The sequence below is a fragment of the Aureimonas pseudogalii genome, from assembly GCF_014196835.1.
Lineage (GTDB): Bacteria > Pseudomonadota > Alphaproteobacteria > Rhizobiales > Rhizobiaceae > Aureimonas > Aureimonas pseudogalii.
The window spans coordinates 1-16,073 of record NZ_JACIEK010000012.1 but is presented as its reverse complement, the minus strand read 5'-3'; the positions used below and the strand labels follow the sequence as shown (position 1 = coordinate 16,073).

Annotated in this window: 10 protein-coding genes and 3 pseudogenes; 10 read left to right on the top strand and 3 right to left on the bottom strand. The window is 65.1% G+C overall.

Annotation, left to right across the window (positions count from 1 at the left end; genetic code table 11):
* Nucleotides 1-16: 16 nt before the first annotated feature.
* From GGR04_RS17860 to GGR04_RS24750, 5 genes and pseudogenes are all read left to right on the top strand, one after another.
* A pseudogene (locus tag GGR04_RS17860) lies at nt 17-1,206 on the top strand (DUF932 domain-containing protein).
* A gap of 131 nt (nt 1,207-1,337) precedes the next feature.
* Nucleotides 1,338-1,931 carry a ComF family protein gene (locus GGR04_RS17855; protein WP_210291861.1) on the top strand — a complete coding sequence of 198 codons (594 nt, stop codon included), beginning with the start codon at nt 1,338-1,340 and terminating at the stop codon, nt 1,929-1,931.
* Nucleotides 1,928-2,806 (top strand): addiction module antidote protein, encoded by an 879-nt coding sequence (locus tag GGR04_RS17850; RefSeq protein WP_183201272.1) that lies wholly within the window; start codon nt 1,928-1,930, stop codon nt 2,804-2,806. Before GGR04_RS17855 ends, GGR04_RS17850 begins: the two co-directional genes overlap by 4 nt.
* An 80-nt stretch (nt 2,807-2,886) precedes the next feature.
* Nucleotides 2,887-5,085, top strand: coding sequence for a ParB/RepB/Spo0J family partition protein (locus tag GGR04_RS17845; protein ID WP_183201271.1), 2,199 nt, complete (start codon nt 2,887-2,889; stop codon nt 5,083-5,085).
* A gap of 110 nt (nt 5,086-5,195) precedes the next feature.
* Nucleotides 5,196-5,668: pseudogene (locus GGR04_RS24750) on the top strand (UCP036055 family protein).
* A gap of 289 nt (nt 5,669-5,957) precedes the next feature.
* Here the strand turns inward: GGR04_RS24750 and GGR04_RS17835 are convergent.
* Nucleotides 5,958-6,203, bottom strand: coding sequence for a hypothetical protein (locus tag GGR04_RS17835; protein ID WP_183201269.1), 246 nt, complete (start codon nt 6,201-6,203; stop codon nt 5,958-5,960).
* Nucleotides 6,204-6,627: 424 nt separating this feature from the next.
* Here GGR04_RS17835 and GGR04_RS17830 point away from each other — a divergent pair, with 424 nt between their 5' ends.
* Genes GGR04_RS17830 through GGR04_RS17820 form a run of 3 tightly spaced genes read left to right on the top strand, consistent with a single transcriptional unit; the run spans nt 6,628 to nt 10,268 of the window.
* On the top strand, nt 6,628-7,794 hold the full coding sequence (locus tag GGR04_RS17830; RefSeq protein ID WP_183201268.1) for an ABC-three component system protein: 1,167 nt from the start codon (nt 6,628-6,630) through the stop codon (nt 7,792-7,794).
* Entirely contained in the window at nt 7,791-8,303 is a 513-nt protein-coding gene (locus GGR04_RS17825) for a three component ABC system middle component (protein WP_210291860.1), read from the top strand. Before GGR04_RS17830 ends, GGR04_RS17825 begins: the two co-directional genes overlap by 4 nt.
* Nucleotides 8,304-10,268 (top strand): DUF3732 domain-containing protein, encoded by a 1,965-nt coding sequence (locus tag GGR04_RS17820; protein WP_183201267.1) that lies wholly within the window; start codon nt 8,304-8,306, stop codon nt 10,266-10,268.
* Between the two features lie 228 nt (nt 10,269-10,496).
* Here the strand turns inward: GGR04_RS17820 and GGR04_RS17815 are convergent.
* Together GGR04_RS17815 and GGR04_RS17810 are read right to left on the bottom strand one after the other, a co-directional pair.
* Nucleotides 10,497-10,879 (bottom strand): annotated as a pseudogene (locus GGR04_RS17815) (type II toxin-antitoxin system VapC family toxin).
* Nucleotides 10,876-11,133: a type II toxin-antitoxin system Phd/YefM family antitoxin gene (locus GGR04_RS17810; RefSeq protein ID WP_183201266.1), complete on the bottom strand. Its 258-nt coding sequence runs from the start codon at nt 11,131-11,133 to the stop codon at nt 10,876-10,878. The pseudogene GGR04_RS17815 and the gene GGR04_RS17810 overlap by 4 nt, the downstream one beginning before the upstream one ends.
* Before the next feature lie 190 nt (nt 11,134-11,323).
* On the opposite strand from GGR04_RS17810, the gene GGR04_RS17805 reads away from it, so the two are divergent.
* Nucleotides 11,324-11,755, top strand: a complete 432-nt coding sequence (locus GGR04_RS17805; protein ID WP_183201265.1) for an antirestriction protein — start codon at nt 11,324-11,326, stop codon at nt 11,753-11,755.
* Nucleotides 11,756-11,916: 161 nt separating this feature from the next.
* Nucleotides 11,917-16,050 (top strand): strawberry notch family protein, encoded by a 4,134-nt coding sequence (locus GGR04_RS17800; protein WP_210291859.1) that lies wholly within the window; start codon nt 11,917-11,919, stop codon nt 16,048-16,050.
* The last annotated feature ends 23 nt before the right edge of the window (nt 16,051-16,073 follow it).

Below are 16,073 nucleotides of genomic sequence, written 5' to 3'. Positions count from 1 at the left end.
GTCATGGAGATCTCCCATGACCCAGGTTCTCGATGCGCGCCGCGATACGAGCGGCGGCTACAAGGTGGATGTGTCGCGCGGCCAGAGGATCGGCCGCGTATCGTCGGAATGGTTCTCGCGGCCGGCGGACGAGCGCTTCCTGTCGCTGTCGGACCTCGCGCGCTCGGTGCGCGACCGCGCCGATCGCAGTCGCACCCGCATCGTCGAAAGCGCCCTCATCCATGTCGAGGCGAGCCGCAACGATCCCGAGCGGCTGTCGCTGATCCTGCCCGGCGCCGACGCCCCGGTCGCGCCGACGCACTGGAGCTTCGGCCAGCTCGCCGCCCAGGTCGGCGCTCCCGCCGCCTATCTGCGCCAGCTACCCGCGCCGCTCGCCGCCATCAACCTGCAATTCGGCCTGACGTCCAATCGCGCCGAGCAGATCAAGACCTTCGAGACCGAGGACGGCCGCACCGAGCTGCGCGCCGTCACCGGGCCGGACTACGGCCGCATCTACGACCATGAACTGGTGGAAGCCGTGCAGCGCATCGCCGGTAACGGCACGGGCGATACCCGCTGGAAGGTGCCTGGCGTGCTCGACTGGTCGACCGGCATCTACAATCCGCGTGTCGACATCACCACGGCCACGACCACGCTCTACGCCTCGGATCGCGATGTCTTTCTGTTCTTGGTCGACGATCTGAACCCGATCGAGGCGGGGCGACTGCCGGACGGCTCGCCCGATCTGTTCTTCCGTGGCTTCTACGCCTGGAATTCCGAGGTCGGGGCCAAGACGCTCGGCATGGCGAGCTTCTACCTGCGCGCCGTGTGCCAGAATCGAAACCTCTGGGGCGTCGAGGACTTCGAGGAAATCTCGATCCGGCATTCCAAATACGCCGCCAATCGCTTCGCGCACGAGGCCGCGCCCGCCCTCATGAACTTCGCCAACTCGTCGCCGATGCCGTTCGTCAACGGCATCAAGGCGGCGCGGGAACGGATTGTCGCGCGTACCGATGAGGACCGCACCGACTTCCTGCGGCGGCGCAACTTCTCCAAGGCGGATACGCCAGGATCATCGAAACGGTGCTGGCCGAGGAAGGCCGCCCGCCCGAGAGCATCTTCGATTTCGTGCAGGGCATCACCGCCATCGCGCGCGACAAGCCGCACCAGGACGCCCGCCTCGACATGGAGGCAAAGGCAAAGAAGCTGCTCGACCGCGCCGCCTGAAATCCGCGAAGCCGGAGATGCGTCCTTCCGTATCTCCGGCTTCGCGCCTTCAAGCCATGATCGCTTGAAGCCATTCGCTAGCCTTGCTTATTTGTAGCCCATGGGTCACAGTGAGCAAAAGGAGCCGGCGAATGGCGATCGTTGCTATCAATCCGACCAAAATAGCTGGTCTGTGGAAGTCCGGTGTTGCGCTCGATCTTCATACGACGAGCAGCACACCGACCGGCTATAATGAATTCGGTCATATGCAATTCGATACGGTTCGGCCTGAGATCGCGGAATGTCTCTATCGCCTCAAAAACAAGGCAGATCGTTCAGCCGCCGATCCCATTATCGAAACCACGGCCAACTACCTGTCTCGTCATCGTGAAAAGTTCGACTGCATTGTTCCCGTTCCGCCATCACATCAACGCGCTCTACAGCCCGTAATCGTTCTAGCTGAGGGAATAGCCAAAATTCTGGGTGTACCCGTTCTGTCTTGCATAGCCACAACCCGCCCGACGGGCCAACTCAAGAACATCACCGATCCAGACGAGCGCAAGGAGCATGTCAGGGGACTTTACGCCATCGACAAAGTGCAGACGCGCGGCCGCAAGATTTTACTTTTCGATGATCTCTTCCGCTCGGGCACGACGATGAACGCAATCACGGAGGTTCTGATCGATCCTGGTCAGGCAGCCGTCGTGCGCGCCCTGACCATCACCAAAACCCGGAGCAACCAATGAATACTATCTTCATCGGAGGGTCGCGACACGTTTCCCGTTTACCGATCGAGGTTAAGAAGCGCCTCGACAATGTCATCGCCAGCCACCATCAGGTCATCGTCGGAGATGCGAACGGTGCCGACAAGGCCGTTCAGAAGCATTTTTTAGACGCCCATTACTCCAACGTGACCGTCTTCTGTTCGGGCGATGCCCCGCGCAACAATCTTGGATCGTGGACCACGCATCATGTCGATGTTCCCAAAGGAACGAAAGGCTTTCAGTTCTACGCCGCCAAGGATCGGGAGATGGCGCGTGAGGCCGATTTCGGCCTGATGATCTGGGATGGCAAAAGCCCTGGTACGGTGCTGAACGTTCTGCGCCTCGTGCAGGAGGGCAAGATTTCCGTACTCTTCAACGTGCCCGACAAACTGGCCGTTAACGTCAAGACCGTCGATCAGTATCGTGACTTCATACAGCGCTGCGATCCCGCCTTTCGCGCCGATCTGAGGGAACGGGCGACATCGCAGGAATGGTCACTTGTCGAATCTGATCCACAGGCGAGCCTGCTCGATCACGATGTTTCAACCGGGGCTGGCGCAGATCGCAACATCGAGCCTCAGATTGCGCCCCAATCAGCGGCAACGATCGAGACGCTGAACGCCGCTCTGACCTCGGGCGATGCCGCGCAGATCATCGATGCTCTGGGTGCCATAGCCCGGGATCGAGGAATGAGCCAAGTCGCTCGCGAAACCGGCCTCGCGCGGGAAAGTCTTTACCGCTCCCTTGATGCCGGCGGAAACCCCGAGTTTATGACCGTCATGAAAGTGCTTTCTTCGCTGGGCGTGCGATTGGAGGCGCGGCAGCGCGATCCATCACCCTTGGCGGCAGCGGTTTAGAGGAAGAGGGCGGCGCTTCGCTTCGTGACGGGTTTTGGGTCGAGAGAGTGGCTCTCGGCGCCCGTCGCGGAGTACGGAACATGGCGACAGCCGTTCAGAAGATCACCCTCGCGTCCGCGCGCGACATTCCTTTCAACAAGCTGGTGCTTTCACAGTCCAACGTCCGGCGGGTGAAGGCCGGCGTCTCGATCGAGGAGATGGCCGCATCCATTGCCCGGCGCGGCCTGATCCAGTCGCTGCATGTCCGGGCCGTCCTCGACGCCGAGGGGGCAGAGACCGGCATGTTCGAGGTGCCGGCGGGCGGGCGCCGCTACCTCGCGCTGGAACTGTTGGTGAAGCAGAAGCGCCTGAACAAGACCGCCCCGGTGCCGTGCGTCGTGTCGGATGCCGCGAGCGGCGTCCTGATCGACGAGGTGTCGCTGGCAGAGAACATCGAGCGCGCGCCGCTGCATCCGCTGGACCAGTATCGCGCCTTCCAGGCGATGCGCGACAAGGGCATGACCGAGGAAGGTATCGCCGCCGCCTTCTTCGTCGGCGTCAACGTGGTGAAGCAGCGGCTGCGGCTGGCTGCGGTGTCACCGGTGCTGCTCGATCTCTACGCCGAGGACGGCATGACGCTGGAGCAGCTCATGGCCTTCACGGTCTCGCCGGACCATGCGCGGCAGGAACAGGTCTGGGAGGCCATCAAGAAGTCCTACGGCCGAGAGCCTTGGCAGGTCCGGCGGATGCTGACCGAGACCGCGGTGCGGGCATCCGACAAGCGGGCGCGGTTCGTCGGGATCGAGGCCTACGAGACCGAAGGGGGCGTGGTGCTGCGCGACCTGTTCGAGTCCGACGACGGCGGCTGGCTGCAGGATGCCGCACTCCTCGACCGGCTCGCGGCCGACCGGCTGAGGGTGATCGCCGACGAGATCGCCGGCGAGGGCTGGAAGTGGATCGAGGCGGCCATCAGCCTGCCCTATGGCGTCAATCAGGGCCTGCGCGATCTGGTCGGGCCGCAAGTCGATCTCACCGACGAGGAGCAGGCGACGGTCGACGCGCTCAACGCCGAACTGGAGCGGTTGGAAGCCGAGTACCAAGACGCACCCGAGCTGCCCGACGACGTGGACGAACGGCTCGGAGAGATCGAGACGGCGCTGGCCGCCTTCGACGAGCGCCCCGTCCAGTACGATCCGGCCGAGATCGCGCGCGCCGGGGTCTTTGTCTCGATCGGCAGCGACGGCTCGCTGGTGGTCGATCGCGGCTATGTCCGTCCCGAGGACGAGGCGCCGGCCGTGGCGGACGCGGACGATCGCGCGGTCTCCTCGGCCAGTGACAGCGCCGAGTTGCGGGATGGCGAGGCGGCCTTCGCGCCGATCGTCCAGCGCGCCGTCGTCACGGTCGGCGGCGCGCCGGTGGTTCAACCCGAGCCGGAGGAGGAAGACGGCATCAGGCCGCTCCCCGACCGGCTGCTCTCCGAGCTGACCGCCCACCGGACGCTGGCGCTTCGCGACGCCGTGGCGGGCAACCCGCATGTCGCGATGACCGCGCTGTTGCACAAGCTCGTCCGGGACACCTTCGGCCTGGGCTCGACCACCGGAGCGATCGAGGCCAGCGTCCGCGAGGTCTACTTGGCCGTCCAGGCCGACGATCTGAAGGACAGCGCCTCGGCGCGGTCGGTGGACGAGCGGCACGAGGGTTGGAAGGCCGACCTTCCGGAGGACGACGAAGCGCTCTGGGACTGGCTCGCCGCGCTCGACGAGGCCAGCCGCATGGCGCTCCTCGCGCACTGCGTCAGCTACGGCGTCAACGCGCTCTATCAGAAGCCGAACCCGTTCGGTGGCAGCGGGGTCTCGGAGCAAGGCCTGCGGGTGCGCCTCGCCGAGGCCGACCGGCTGGCGCGGGCGACCGGGCTCGACATGGTGGAGGCCGGCTGGCGGCCGACGGTGCGCAACTATCTCGGCACCGTCACCAAGGCCCGCATTGTCGAGGCGGTGCGTGAGGGCGCGGGCGAGCGGGCCGCGCAGCTCATCGATCACCTGAAGAAGGGCGACATGGCCAAGGAGGCCGAGCGCCTGCTGGCCGACAGCGGCTGGCTGCCCGAACCGCTGCGCCTGGCCAATCTCGGCGACGAGCGGATCGCGGCAGATGCGGCGATCGAAACCGAGGGCACTGGCGCGGAAGGCGAGGCCGACGTGCTGCCGGCCTTCCTCGCCAACATGGGCGACGAGCCCGCGATCGGCGACGATCCGGCCGCCAACGACGGGGACGAGTTCGTCCACGCCGTCGCAGCGGAGTGACCGCAGGCCGGGGCCGGCTCGCGCCCCGGCTTTCTCCATCCTTCATCTCGATCCGCGCCCGGCCGTCCCATGGATCGCCGGGCGCTTCCCGTTTTCCAAGGAGCCCATCCATGTCCGCCCATCTGATCTTCGACGCCGCGCCGCTCGGCGCACTCGTGCGCTACTTCGACGGCATGCCCCGGCCGCCCGCTTCGCGAAGAAGCTCGCCGCCTGGCGGCAGCGCAACGGCATCGGCCGTCTCACGCGCAAGCAGCCCGCACGGGAGCGCCCGACCTACGTCTCGCCGCCATCATTCACGCTGCACGAGGGCGACTTCGGCGACGGCAGCGTCATCATCGTCACGGTGTCGCGCACCTTCCCGCTCGACAACGATCTTCGCTTCGAGATCGCCGAGCATCCGCCGCTCGGCGCGATCCGCGTCCTTCAGGAAATCGGTCACGATGCCGAGCTTCTCCATCTCGCCGAAAGCCGCGAGGCGGCCGAGCTTTGGCTGGCGAGGAACCGCTACAGCCGCGCCCGCATCGAGGAGGTCTCGGCCGACGAGGCCGCAGCCGACACGATCGAAGGGCGCCGCGCCGCCTGAGCGCCTGCCAACGCCGTCGGCGCGGGCGACACCCGCCGCTCGCACCGGCTTCCGCATCATTCCTTCTCTTCCGGCCCGGTCGCCTTGCAGCGCCGGGCCGCTTTCGTTTCCAGAGCCTGTCGTGGCCAATTCCCACATCCGCTTTTCCTGCCTGCTCCACGTCGGCAGTCCTGCCAACGCCGCCCGCGCGCTCGATGCCTATGTCGCGCTGTCCGGAGACGACACGCGCGCCGTGCCGCTCCCACGCGCCTTCCGCCTTTCGATAGAGCCGGATCACGGGCCTTCGACGCTATGGATCCGCGACGAGGACGGCGGCAATCCGGACGGCGTCATCCGCTTCGCCCTCCATTGCGCCCGGCTCTTCGGCCTCGGCGGCCTCTGAGGCTTCGCTTACGCGCGTATCCCCGATCGCTCCGAACCGGATGCGATCGGCGGCGGCGCGCATCTTCTCGATCTCGGCACCGGGCGTATCCTCGCCTCGGTCGATGCCGTCCGCTGGTTGAGCGAGCGCCTCGATGCCGGGGAGATCGATCATGCCTGAGATCATCGAAATCCGCCTATCTCATCGTCGAGCTGAACGCGGTCGCCCGCGACACTGCCCGCGACTGGTTCCACAAGATCGGCTCCGACCGCGACTGATAAGAGGCCGTTTTTTCCGACTTCGAAACCGTTTGCACGACCCTTAGCATCGAGTTGCGCACCGTGCCGGTTCGCCTGTTCGGCGGCGGTGCAGGGACGAAGCCCAGCATCTTCTTCGGGCCTCTGGAGTCGGGCGACTGAGCCTCCCTCCAAGGCGGTTACGCTCAGGCGACGGCTTGGCGGTAGGGAAAACATCGTGTGTAAGCTCGACGAGCTTTTGGGCCCCCTGCGTGGGGGCCGATTGTAAGCAACGCGAATCTGCACCACTATCCTCCTGTTTTCTCATCGAGACTGTGACTCGGGAGGGTTGGGGCTGGGCAATGAATGCGATGACGCAAACGGGCAAACATAGTGCCGCTGGCCAATACCTCGGCTATGCGCTGCAACCCGTCCGTCTTTGCTTTCACCTGCTAAACGCGCCGGACGGCGCCTCCGTTTCTCTCGAGCATCTCGACGATGTGGCCGTTCATCTCGCAGGCGGCGAAGTCATCCTTGAGCAAAGCAAGAGCGCACTGAAGCAGAATCCGCTGTCTGATTGGGCTACCGACTTGTGGAAGTCACTGGCTAACTGGCTAAGCTTCATGGCGGCTGGCGAAATTGATCCGACGACCAGCCGGTTCCGGCTCTATGTCACGCCCGTAAAGGCGGGCGGATTCGCAACCGCGCTGAACGATGCGAAGACGGACGACGAAGTCGAGGCGCTGCTTGCCAATCTCGTCAAGGCCCACGGCAAGCTGAAAGCGCCTCCAGCCTGCGACGTCGACGTCCAGACTTTCCTCACCGCAGATGCGGCTTATCGCACGGCGTTGGTCAAGAATCTCACAATCATCAGCGTCGATGCAGATCCCGTTGAGCCAATCCGCGCGATCTTCAAGCCTACCGTGTCCCCGCTCATCCTCGACCTGGTATGTGAACGCGCGATCGGCGCAGCGAAGGAGGCGGCGGACAGGCTGATAAGGGCCGGCAAGCCCGCCATCTTGAATGCCGATTCTTTTAGGGCCGAGCAACGGGCGTTTGTTCAAAAGAACAATTTGCCAGGATTGCTTGCATCATTCACTGACCAGCCACCATTTGAGGCTGTCGAGCAGTTGATTGCCGACCGCCCGGCCTTTGTCCGTCAGTTGGAGTTTATTGAGGTCGGAGACGAAGCGTGCGTTCGAGCCGTCAGTGACTACCTTAGGACTCTCGCCGACATCTCCATTTGGGGCGAAAGCGGGCTGATCTTTGAGAAGAACCTCAGCGACTGGGACGATGATCTTGTCAGTCGCTATGAGCACGTCAGCGCTGAGGTCCAAGACGTGCAGGCTGGGCACCCTGCAACGGTGCGCGGTAGAATCGTCTACAGGCGCTGCGCTCAGTTGCAGCCTCCCCTCGACGGCCGGGTGGTCCCCGGTCATTTCGTTCACGGATCGTTCAACGCCCTCGCCCACGGACTGAGGCTCGGCTGGCACCCTGACTATAAGACCCTGCTGGGGCCGGCAACTTGACTGAGATCGGTCAATCGCGCCCGCCGCTCAGCGACCTCGCGATAGTCCAGAATCCGGGACTCGGGGCGTTTGCATTGTGGCGGTTTGGCCAAGGCTTTCAGGCTGAGGACGAACGCCCGGTGCCATTCGCCCTGGCGTTTCTTTTGCTTCCGATCATCCTGCATCGCGCGACGCTCGACATCGTGACCTCGACAAACCGGCCCTCCGGGCTGGCCCTCTTTGCGGCCAAACTAGGAAAGGAACGAGAACAGCTCCTAGCCGTCCATGAGCGGGCGCTCCTGCTGCGCTCGCTGACGTTGCAGTCTGTCGCTGTAGGTGTGAGCGGGCGCCTTCTATCGGTGGACTACAAGGATGCGACCTTGAGAGCGAACACGCCAGAACCAAAACCGAAGAAGCTGGTGCTCCCGGAGCGCGTCAAGCACGTTGGACCGGCCTCGGAGAAATTAGGCTTCTGGTTTTCGAAGCTGGGGACTGCCCAAGTGGCCAACCTGTTGCGTGTGGAGTTTTAGATGTACTTCCAGCTTCGAAAACTGATCCTTTGGCCGCGCAATGGTACGGTGCCGCGGGTGGTCACGTTCGAGCCTGGCGTCGTCAACGTCATCAGCGGAGCGTCGAAGACAGGGAAATCCGCCGTTGTCCCGATCATCGATTACTGTCTGGGCTCGGACAAGTGCGCGATCCCGGTGGGCGTGATCCGGGAAAACTGCAACTGGTTCGGCATTCTAATCGATACGCTGGAGGGCCAGAAACTCTTGGCGCGACGCGAGCCGGGCGACCAACAAAGCACAGGCGACATGGTGCTGCTGGAAGGCACCGAGGTCGAAATCCCAGAGACCATCACCGAAAAGACAACCAATGTCGATACCGTCAAGCGTGCGATGAATCGCCTCGCAGGCCTGACAGACCTCGACTTCGAACCGGGGACAGAGAACGGATTTAAGCAGAGGCCAAGCTTCCGTGACCTTATGGCCTTCACATTCCAACCTCAGAACGTAGTCGCGAACCCCGACGTAATGTTCTTCAAAGCCGACACCACGGAACATCGGGAGAAACTGAAGACCATCTTCCCGTATGTGCTGGGCGCGGTGAACGCAAAAACTCTCCAGGCACGGTTCGAGATCGACCGACTTCAGCGCAATCTCCGCCGAAAGGAGGCTGAGCTTCGCGCGATCATGTCAGCGACTGACGCTTGGCGGGCCGAGGCGGAGGCGTGGCTGCGGCAGGCGGTAGAACTCGGCCTAGTCGATCCCTCCATAGAAGTGCCGAAAGACTGGATCGACGTCGTCGACATGCTTCGGCGGATTTCGAACAGCAATTCCAGCCTGGCTCGACCAAGCCTAGCCGGCATTGATGTCGTGCTTACGCGTCTGGATATCCTTCGAGCGCTGGAAACCGAACTTGCCTCGCGCCTAACAGAGCATCGTCAGCGGCTGAACGAACTGCGCCGTCTGGTTGAGAGCAGCGAGGCGTATGGAGACGCCATGCGCATCCAACGTGACCGTTTGGGCCTATCAACGTGGCTGCGAGATTTGGCCGACGAATCCCTCGACCCCTTGGTCGCTCTCGGGGACGGCGGCCGCGAGAAAATTTTGGCCCTTTGCGACAGTCTCGACGGTTTGGAAATCAGGCTTCGGACACACCCGGCCCTGTCCAACACCCTCGACAAAGAAATCCTGCGCCAGCGCGGCGCCGCCGAAGCAGTACTCTCCGAACTGAACGAGGTGCGTAGCGAGATCTCGACGCTCGAACAGGACTCGGACGCCGCTCGAGATGAGGTCAATCGCTTCGATCGGCTCGAACGCTTCCTCGGCCGATTGGAACAAGCGCTCCATCTCTACGATCGCGCGGACCAATCGTCAGACTTGCGGCAAGAAATTGCTACGCTGCTGGCCGATATCGCGACGCTGCAAAGGACGATTTCTGAGGCCGACATTCAGCGCAAGCTTTTCAACGCCCTAAATCAGGTTGCTCACCACGCCAATCGGCTGGTTCCTCAGCTTGACGCGGAGTGGCCCGAGGCGCCAATCAGATTGTTGATCGACGACCTTACCGTCAAGGTGACCCGCGGTACGCGAGAAGACTACCTCTGGGAGATCGGCAGCGGTGCCAATTGGCTCGCCTATCACGTCGCGCTGATGCTCGCTCTTCAACACTACTTTCTTGCCGAGCCTCATCATCCCGTCCCCGGTCTCCTGATTTTTGATCAGCCCAGCCAAGTTTATTTTCCAAAACGGGCCGCCGGCAACGACGCACCGGACCTCATTGTGTGGAGGGATCAGGACGTGGTTGCTGTGAGAAAGATCTTCGCACTTTTGGGCGCTGAGGTCATAGCAGCGAAGTCACGTCTCCAGATTATCGTCTTGGATCACGCAGACGAGGATATCTGGGGGGATTTGCCTGGCGTTAAATTGATCGAAGAATGGCGCGGACAGGCGCTCGTGCCGCAAGCATGGATTTCGGCCGGATTTGGCTGAGCCCGGTACTCGGCGACCAGGACCTACGCGCGTATGGAATCAAAAGGCGTGCCGTCCTTGCCCATAGATCAAACGGATGACTCCGGAAGAGACTTCAGAAAACCGGCCGCCTACCGGCACGAACTGCCGCACCCTATCGACGAACGGCGCGGCCGCGATCTCATCTGCGCTGCGGAGCGAGGTGAAGGTGCGGGTGTAATCTACGTCGTCTGCAGGCTATGTTTCGGCCTAAAGCGCCGAGCGCACATCCGTCCGGGCGAAGGCGTCGCCGACGAAGAGGAGCGGTACGTCGAACGACATCGCCAGCGAATAGGCAAAGCAGTCGCCGAAGTTCAGGCCCGTCGAATGCACACCCTTGCCCCAGCGGGCATAGGCCTCTGCCACGCGTTGCGCTTCGTGCTGAGACGGTGCCTCGAACCCGAAATCGAGCCCGTCGAAAGGCGCTGCATTTCCGCGCCGACACCACGGCGATTCGCCACGATCAACGCCTCGGCCGCCGTCGCCGTCGAGATCGTCAGGGAGCGGGTCTTCTCGAGCATGGTCATGCAGGCATCAGCCTCCCGCTCACCGAGCAGGATCGCCATCAGCGCCGACGTGTCCACGACGATCATCGCGGCAGACCGTCCTCGCGGTAGAGATCATCCTGGCTGCGCGCGGCACTCATGCCGGGCTTCGCCTTAGCGGAAGCGACGCGACGCAGTTCTTCCAACAGCGCGCGGCGCTCGGGCGGCGAGACGATCCGCTCCACCGGCACGAGCGTCACCGCCGGGCGCCCGTGCCGTGTCAGCACGACGTGCTCGCCCGCTTCGGCGAGGCGCACGAGTTCGGTGAGTTGCGCCTTCGCGTCGGCGACGGAAACCTCCACGGTCGATCCCTTTCCAAGTGACGGGCGATGGCGCTGCGGCGTTTAGATTGTCCGGCGGTCCACTTCAACGCGGCGTCCGCGCCGCCATACGGCGTGAGAGTGAGAGGCGGGCCGGAACGGGGACGAGCCGGTGCGGGTCGAGAGAGCGCCGCGCGGCTCCCGATCCCTCCCGCTCCCCCGGAGAACCTCGATGACCGCCTCCACTTCCGTCACCGCGAACGCGCCACTCGCTGCCACCCCCGTCCCCGAGGAGCGGCGCATGGATTTCCTGCCGGCCCTGTTCGGCCTGTCGCTGCTGATCGTCGGCGAGCACACCGTCTATCATTTCCTGGACAGGCTCAGCCCCGACTATGGCGGCGGGTTCTGGGAGTTCCTCGAACAGGATGGCGCGCCGCTGTATCTCCGCCCGGCGTCAGAGGGTCGGTTCCGCATCCACTGCACGACCAACGACTACGAGGGCGAGGTGTCGGCAGACGCCGCCGGCATCATCGCGACGCTGTTCGCCTTCTCTCATTTGTCGTTCCGGGATCGCTCCGAGCGCATGGCAAACGCCTATGCGCGCCTCTACGCCTTCGCGGTCGACCACCCGGAATCGCGCGCGATCTTCGGCGCGATCAACTGAGTTCAGCCCGTTTCTGTCCAGCGCGCCGCCGCGAAGGTGGCGCGCTTTTCCTTTGCCGGGCCGATGAGAGCCCGAGTGGGGCCGGAAGGGGGTGAGCCCCGGCGGATCGAGAGAGAGCGTCGGCGGGGCTCGTCCTGTCTCAGCTCTCCCGAGGTTCCCCCATGAACGTCATGTTGCCCGTCACCGCGCCGGTCGCACCGGCTTCGCTTGGCCCCGATCCGGCAGCGCCCATCCTCGCCGCCGCCCGCCAGATCCTGCCCCGCCTCGAACGGGGTGACGCCGTCGATGCCGCAGCCCTGCGCGCGGCGATGGAGAGCGCCTTCGGCGCATTCGACGCGACCGGTATCTGGGACTGGAAGGCCGCCTACGAGGCGGGCGAGGTCGCGACGGTCCTGTTCCTGCGCAAATACGGAACGGCGCTGTTCCGCAAAGCCGCGTCTCCGGTTGCACGGCTCTCCGTCTTGGCGAAAGTGCTGGCGCTTCTGCCGACGCACACCCGTCGCTCGGAGGAGAGCCAGACGTTCCAGCAGTTCTCGACGCCGTTGCCGCTCGGGCTCGCGGCACTGACCGCGGCCGCGATCACGCCCGCCGACCGGGTGCTGGAGCCATCCGCCGGCACCGGCCTGCTCGCCATCCTCGCCGAGACGGCCGGAGCGTCGCTGATCCTCAACGAACTGGCGGACACGCGCGCCGGCCTGCTCGCCGCGCTCTTTCCGGCCTTGACGGTCACCCGCTTCGACGCCGCGCAGATCGACGATCATCTCGGGTCCTCGGCGGTGCCCTCCGTGGTGCTGATGAACCCGCCTTTCTCGGCGATGGCGAATGTCTCCGGCCGCGTACAGGATGCGGGCTTCCGCCATATCGCCTCGGCGCTTGCGCGTCTCGCCGAGGGCGGACGCCTCGTCGCGATCACCGGCGCGAACGTCGGTCCCGACATGCCGGACTGGCGCGACGCCTTCGCCGGGCTTCAGGCCAGCGGTCGCGTGGTGTTCACCGCGACGATCGCCGGTTCGGTCTACGCGAAGCACGGCACGACCTTCCCGACGCGGCTCACCGTCGTCGACAAGGTGCCCGCCGACGATCCGACGAACTTTCCGGTCTCGCCAGGCAGGGCACCCGACGCCGCCACGCTGCTCGGCTGGATCGAGGCGAACGTGCCGCCGCGTCGGCCTGTCTTGCTGCCAGCGGTGCCGGTCGCGGCGACGGCCGCGCCGCGCGGTGTGACCTCTTGGCTGCGGAGCCGCTCGACCCGCCCGGTCGCCAACACTCGCCGGCTGCAGCACGCGGCGCTGGACGTCGAGGGCGTACCGCTCGCGTACGAGACGGTCGACTGGACGCCTCCCGATGGTGCGAACCTCACCGATGCGATCTACGAGACCTACGGATTGCAGTCGATCCGCATTCCCGGTGCGCAGCCGCACCCGACGACGCTCGTGCAGTCCGCTGCCATGGCGTCGGTGGCGCCGCCCCGGCCCGGCTATCGCCCGACCCTGCCGAAGGACATCCTCGCCCGCCTGTCGGAGGCGCAACTGGAAACCGTGATCTATGCCGGCGAGGCGCATGCCGCCCATCTCGCCGGGTCCTGGATCGTGGACGAGACGCTCGACCTCGTTTCCGCCGCATCCGACGACGCCGCGAACGCCGTGCGCTTCCGTCAGGGCTTCATGATCGGCGACGGCACCGGCGTCGGCAAGGGACGCGAGTCCGCCGCCATCATCCTCGACAACTGGCTGCAGGGACGGCGCAAGGCGGTCTGGATTTCCAAGTCCGACAAGCTGATCGAGGACGCCCAGCGGGATGTCGCCGCGCTCGGGCTGGAGCGGTTGCTGGTCACCCCGCTGTCGCGATTCGCGCAAGGGCGGCCGATCACGCTGCCCGAGGGCTTTCTTTTCACCACCTATGCCACGCTGCGCTCCGACGACCGCGGGGAGAAGCTTTCCCGCGTCAGGCAGATCGTGGAATGGCTGGGCTCCGACTTCGACGGAGTGATCGTCTTCGACGAGAGCCATGCCATGCAGAACGCCGCCGGCGGCAAGGGCGAGCGCGGCGATGTCGCCCCCTCGCAGCAGGGACGTGCGGGCCTGCGCCTTCAGCACGCGCTGCCGAACGCGCGCATCGTCTATGTCTCGGCGACCGGCGCGACCAGCGTCCACAATCTCGCCTATGCGCAGCGCCTCGGCCTCTGGGGCGGCGAGGACTTTCCCTTCGCGACCCGCGCGGAATTCGTCACCGCGATCGAGGACGGGGGCGTCGCGGCGATGGAGGTGCTGGCGCGGGACCTGCGCGCGCTCGGTCTCTACACCGCCCGCTCGCTGTCGTTCGACGGCGTCGAATACGAGCTGGTCGAGCACGCGCTGACGGATGAGCAACGCCGCATCTACGACGCCTATGCCGACGCCTTCGCCGTCATCCACAACCATCTGGACGCCGCGATGCAGGCGGCGAACATCACCGGCGCGTCCGGCACGCTGAACCGGCAGGCGAAGTCCGCCGCCCGCTCGGCCTTCGAAAGCACCAAGCAGCGCTTCTTCGGCCATCTCCTCACCGGCATGAAGACGGTGACGCTGATCCGCTCGATCGAGGCGGATCTGGCCGCCGGACACGCCGCCGTCGTGCAGATCGTCTCGACCGGCGAGGCGCTGACCGAACGCCGGCTCGCCGAGATCCCGACCGAGGAGTGGAACGACGTTCGCGTCGACATCACGCCGCGCGAATACGTGCTCACCTATCTCCAGCATTCCTTCCCGGTGCAGCTCTACGAGCCCTACACCGATGCCGAGGGCAACCTGTTCTCGCGGCCCGTCTTCCGCGACGGCCAGCCGGTCGAGAGCCGCGAGGCCGTCCGGCGGCGCGACGACCTGATCGAGCGGCTGGCCTCGCTCGATCCCGTGCCGGGCGCGCTCGACGAGATCGTCCAGCACTTCGGCACGGAGGTCGTGGCCGAAGTCACCGGCCGCTCGCGCCGCATCGTGCGCAAATCCGGCTCGGGCGGGTACGACCGGCTGGCGGTCGAGAACCGGGCGGCGTCCGCCAATCTTGCCGAGACGGCCGCCTTTATGGACGACGCCAAGCGCGTGCTGGTGTTCTCGGACGCCGGCGGCACCGGCCGCTCCTACCACGCCGAACTGTCGGCGCGGAACCGGCGGCTGCGTGTCCACTATCTGCTGGAGCCCGGCTGGAAGGCCGATTCCGCGATCCAGGGGCTCGGCCGCACCCACCGAACCAATCAGGCCCAGCCGCCGCTCTTTCGCCCGATCGCGACCGACGTGAAGGCGGAAAAGCGCTTCCTCTCCACGATCGCCCGGCGGCTCGACACGCTCGGCGCGATCACGCGCGGGTCGCGGCAGACCGGCGGTCAGGGGCTGTTCCGGCCGGAGGACAATCTGGAAAGCCCCTATGCCCGCGCCGCGCTGCGCCAGCTCTACCTGCTGCTGATCCGCGGCAAGATCGAGGGCTGCTCGCTCGAGCGTTTCGAAGCGGCGACCGGGCTGGAACTGATGGATCGCTCCGGCGGCATCAAGGACGAACTGCCCCCGATCACCACCTTCCTCAACCGCCTGCTGGCGCTCACAATCGAGCTTCAGGGCGTTCTCTTCACCGCCTTTGAACAACTGCTCGCCGCCAAGATCGAGGGCGCGGTCGCGGCCGGCATCTTCGACGCCGGGCTGGAGACGCTGACGGCAGAGAGCTTCACCGTCACGGATCGGCAGACGATCTACACCCATCCACGCACCTGCGCCGAAACGCGACTGCTCGCCATCACGGAGCGCCGCCGGAACCGGCCGGTGACAGTCGAAGAGGCGCTGTCTCGGCTTGGCGAGCGTCACGCCCGGCTGCTCGTCAACGAGCGATCGTGCCGGGCCGCCGTGCAAACGGCCGCGCCCTCGCTGATGCTCGACGATGGCGAGATCGAGCGCCGGATCCGCCTCGTCCGGCCGATGGAAGCACTTGGCATGCCGCTCGGCGCGCTCGCCGAGAGTCACTGGATGGAGGCTGACCGCACCGCCTTCGCCGCCGCCTGGGAAGCCGAACTGGCCGAAGTGCCGGAGTTCACGGACTCGATCTTCCACATGGTCGCGGGGCTGCTGCTGCCGATTTGGAAGCGGCTTCCGGACGAGTCGACGCGCGTCTATCGGCTCCAGACCGACGAAGGGGAGCGCATCATCGGTCGCCGCGTCTCGCCCGCTTGGGCGATCAACGCTCTGGCCATTGGAACGCCGAAGTGGACTTACCCCGGGAAAGTGGAGAGCGGTTTCGATATTACGCGGCTTGTCTCTCGAACTGAAGCGGGCTGATGAAGGTTAGCGCCGAATGTCGC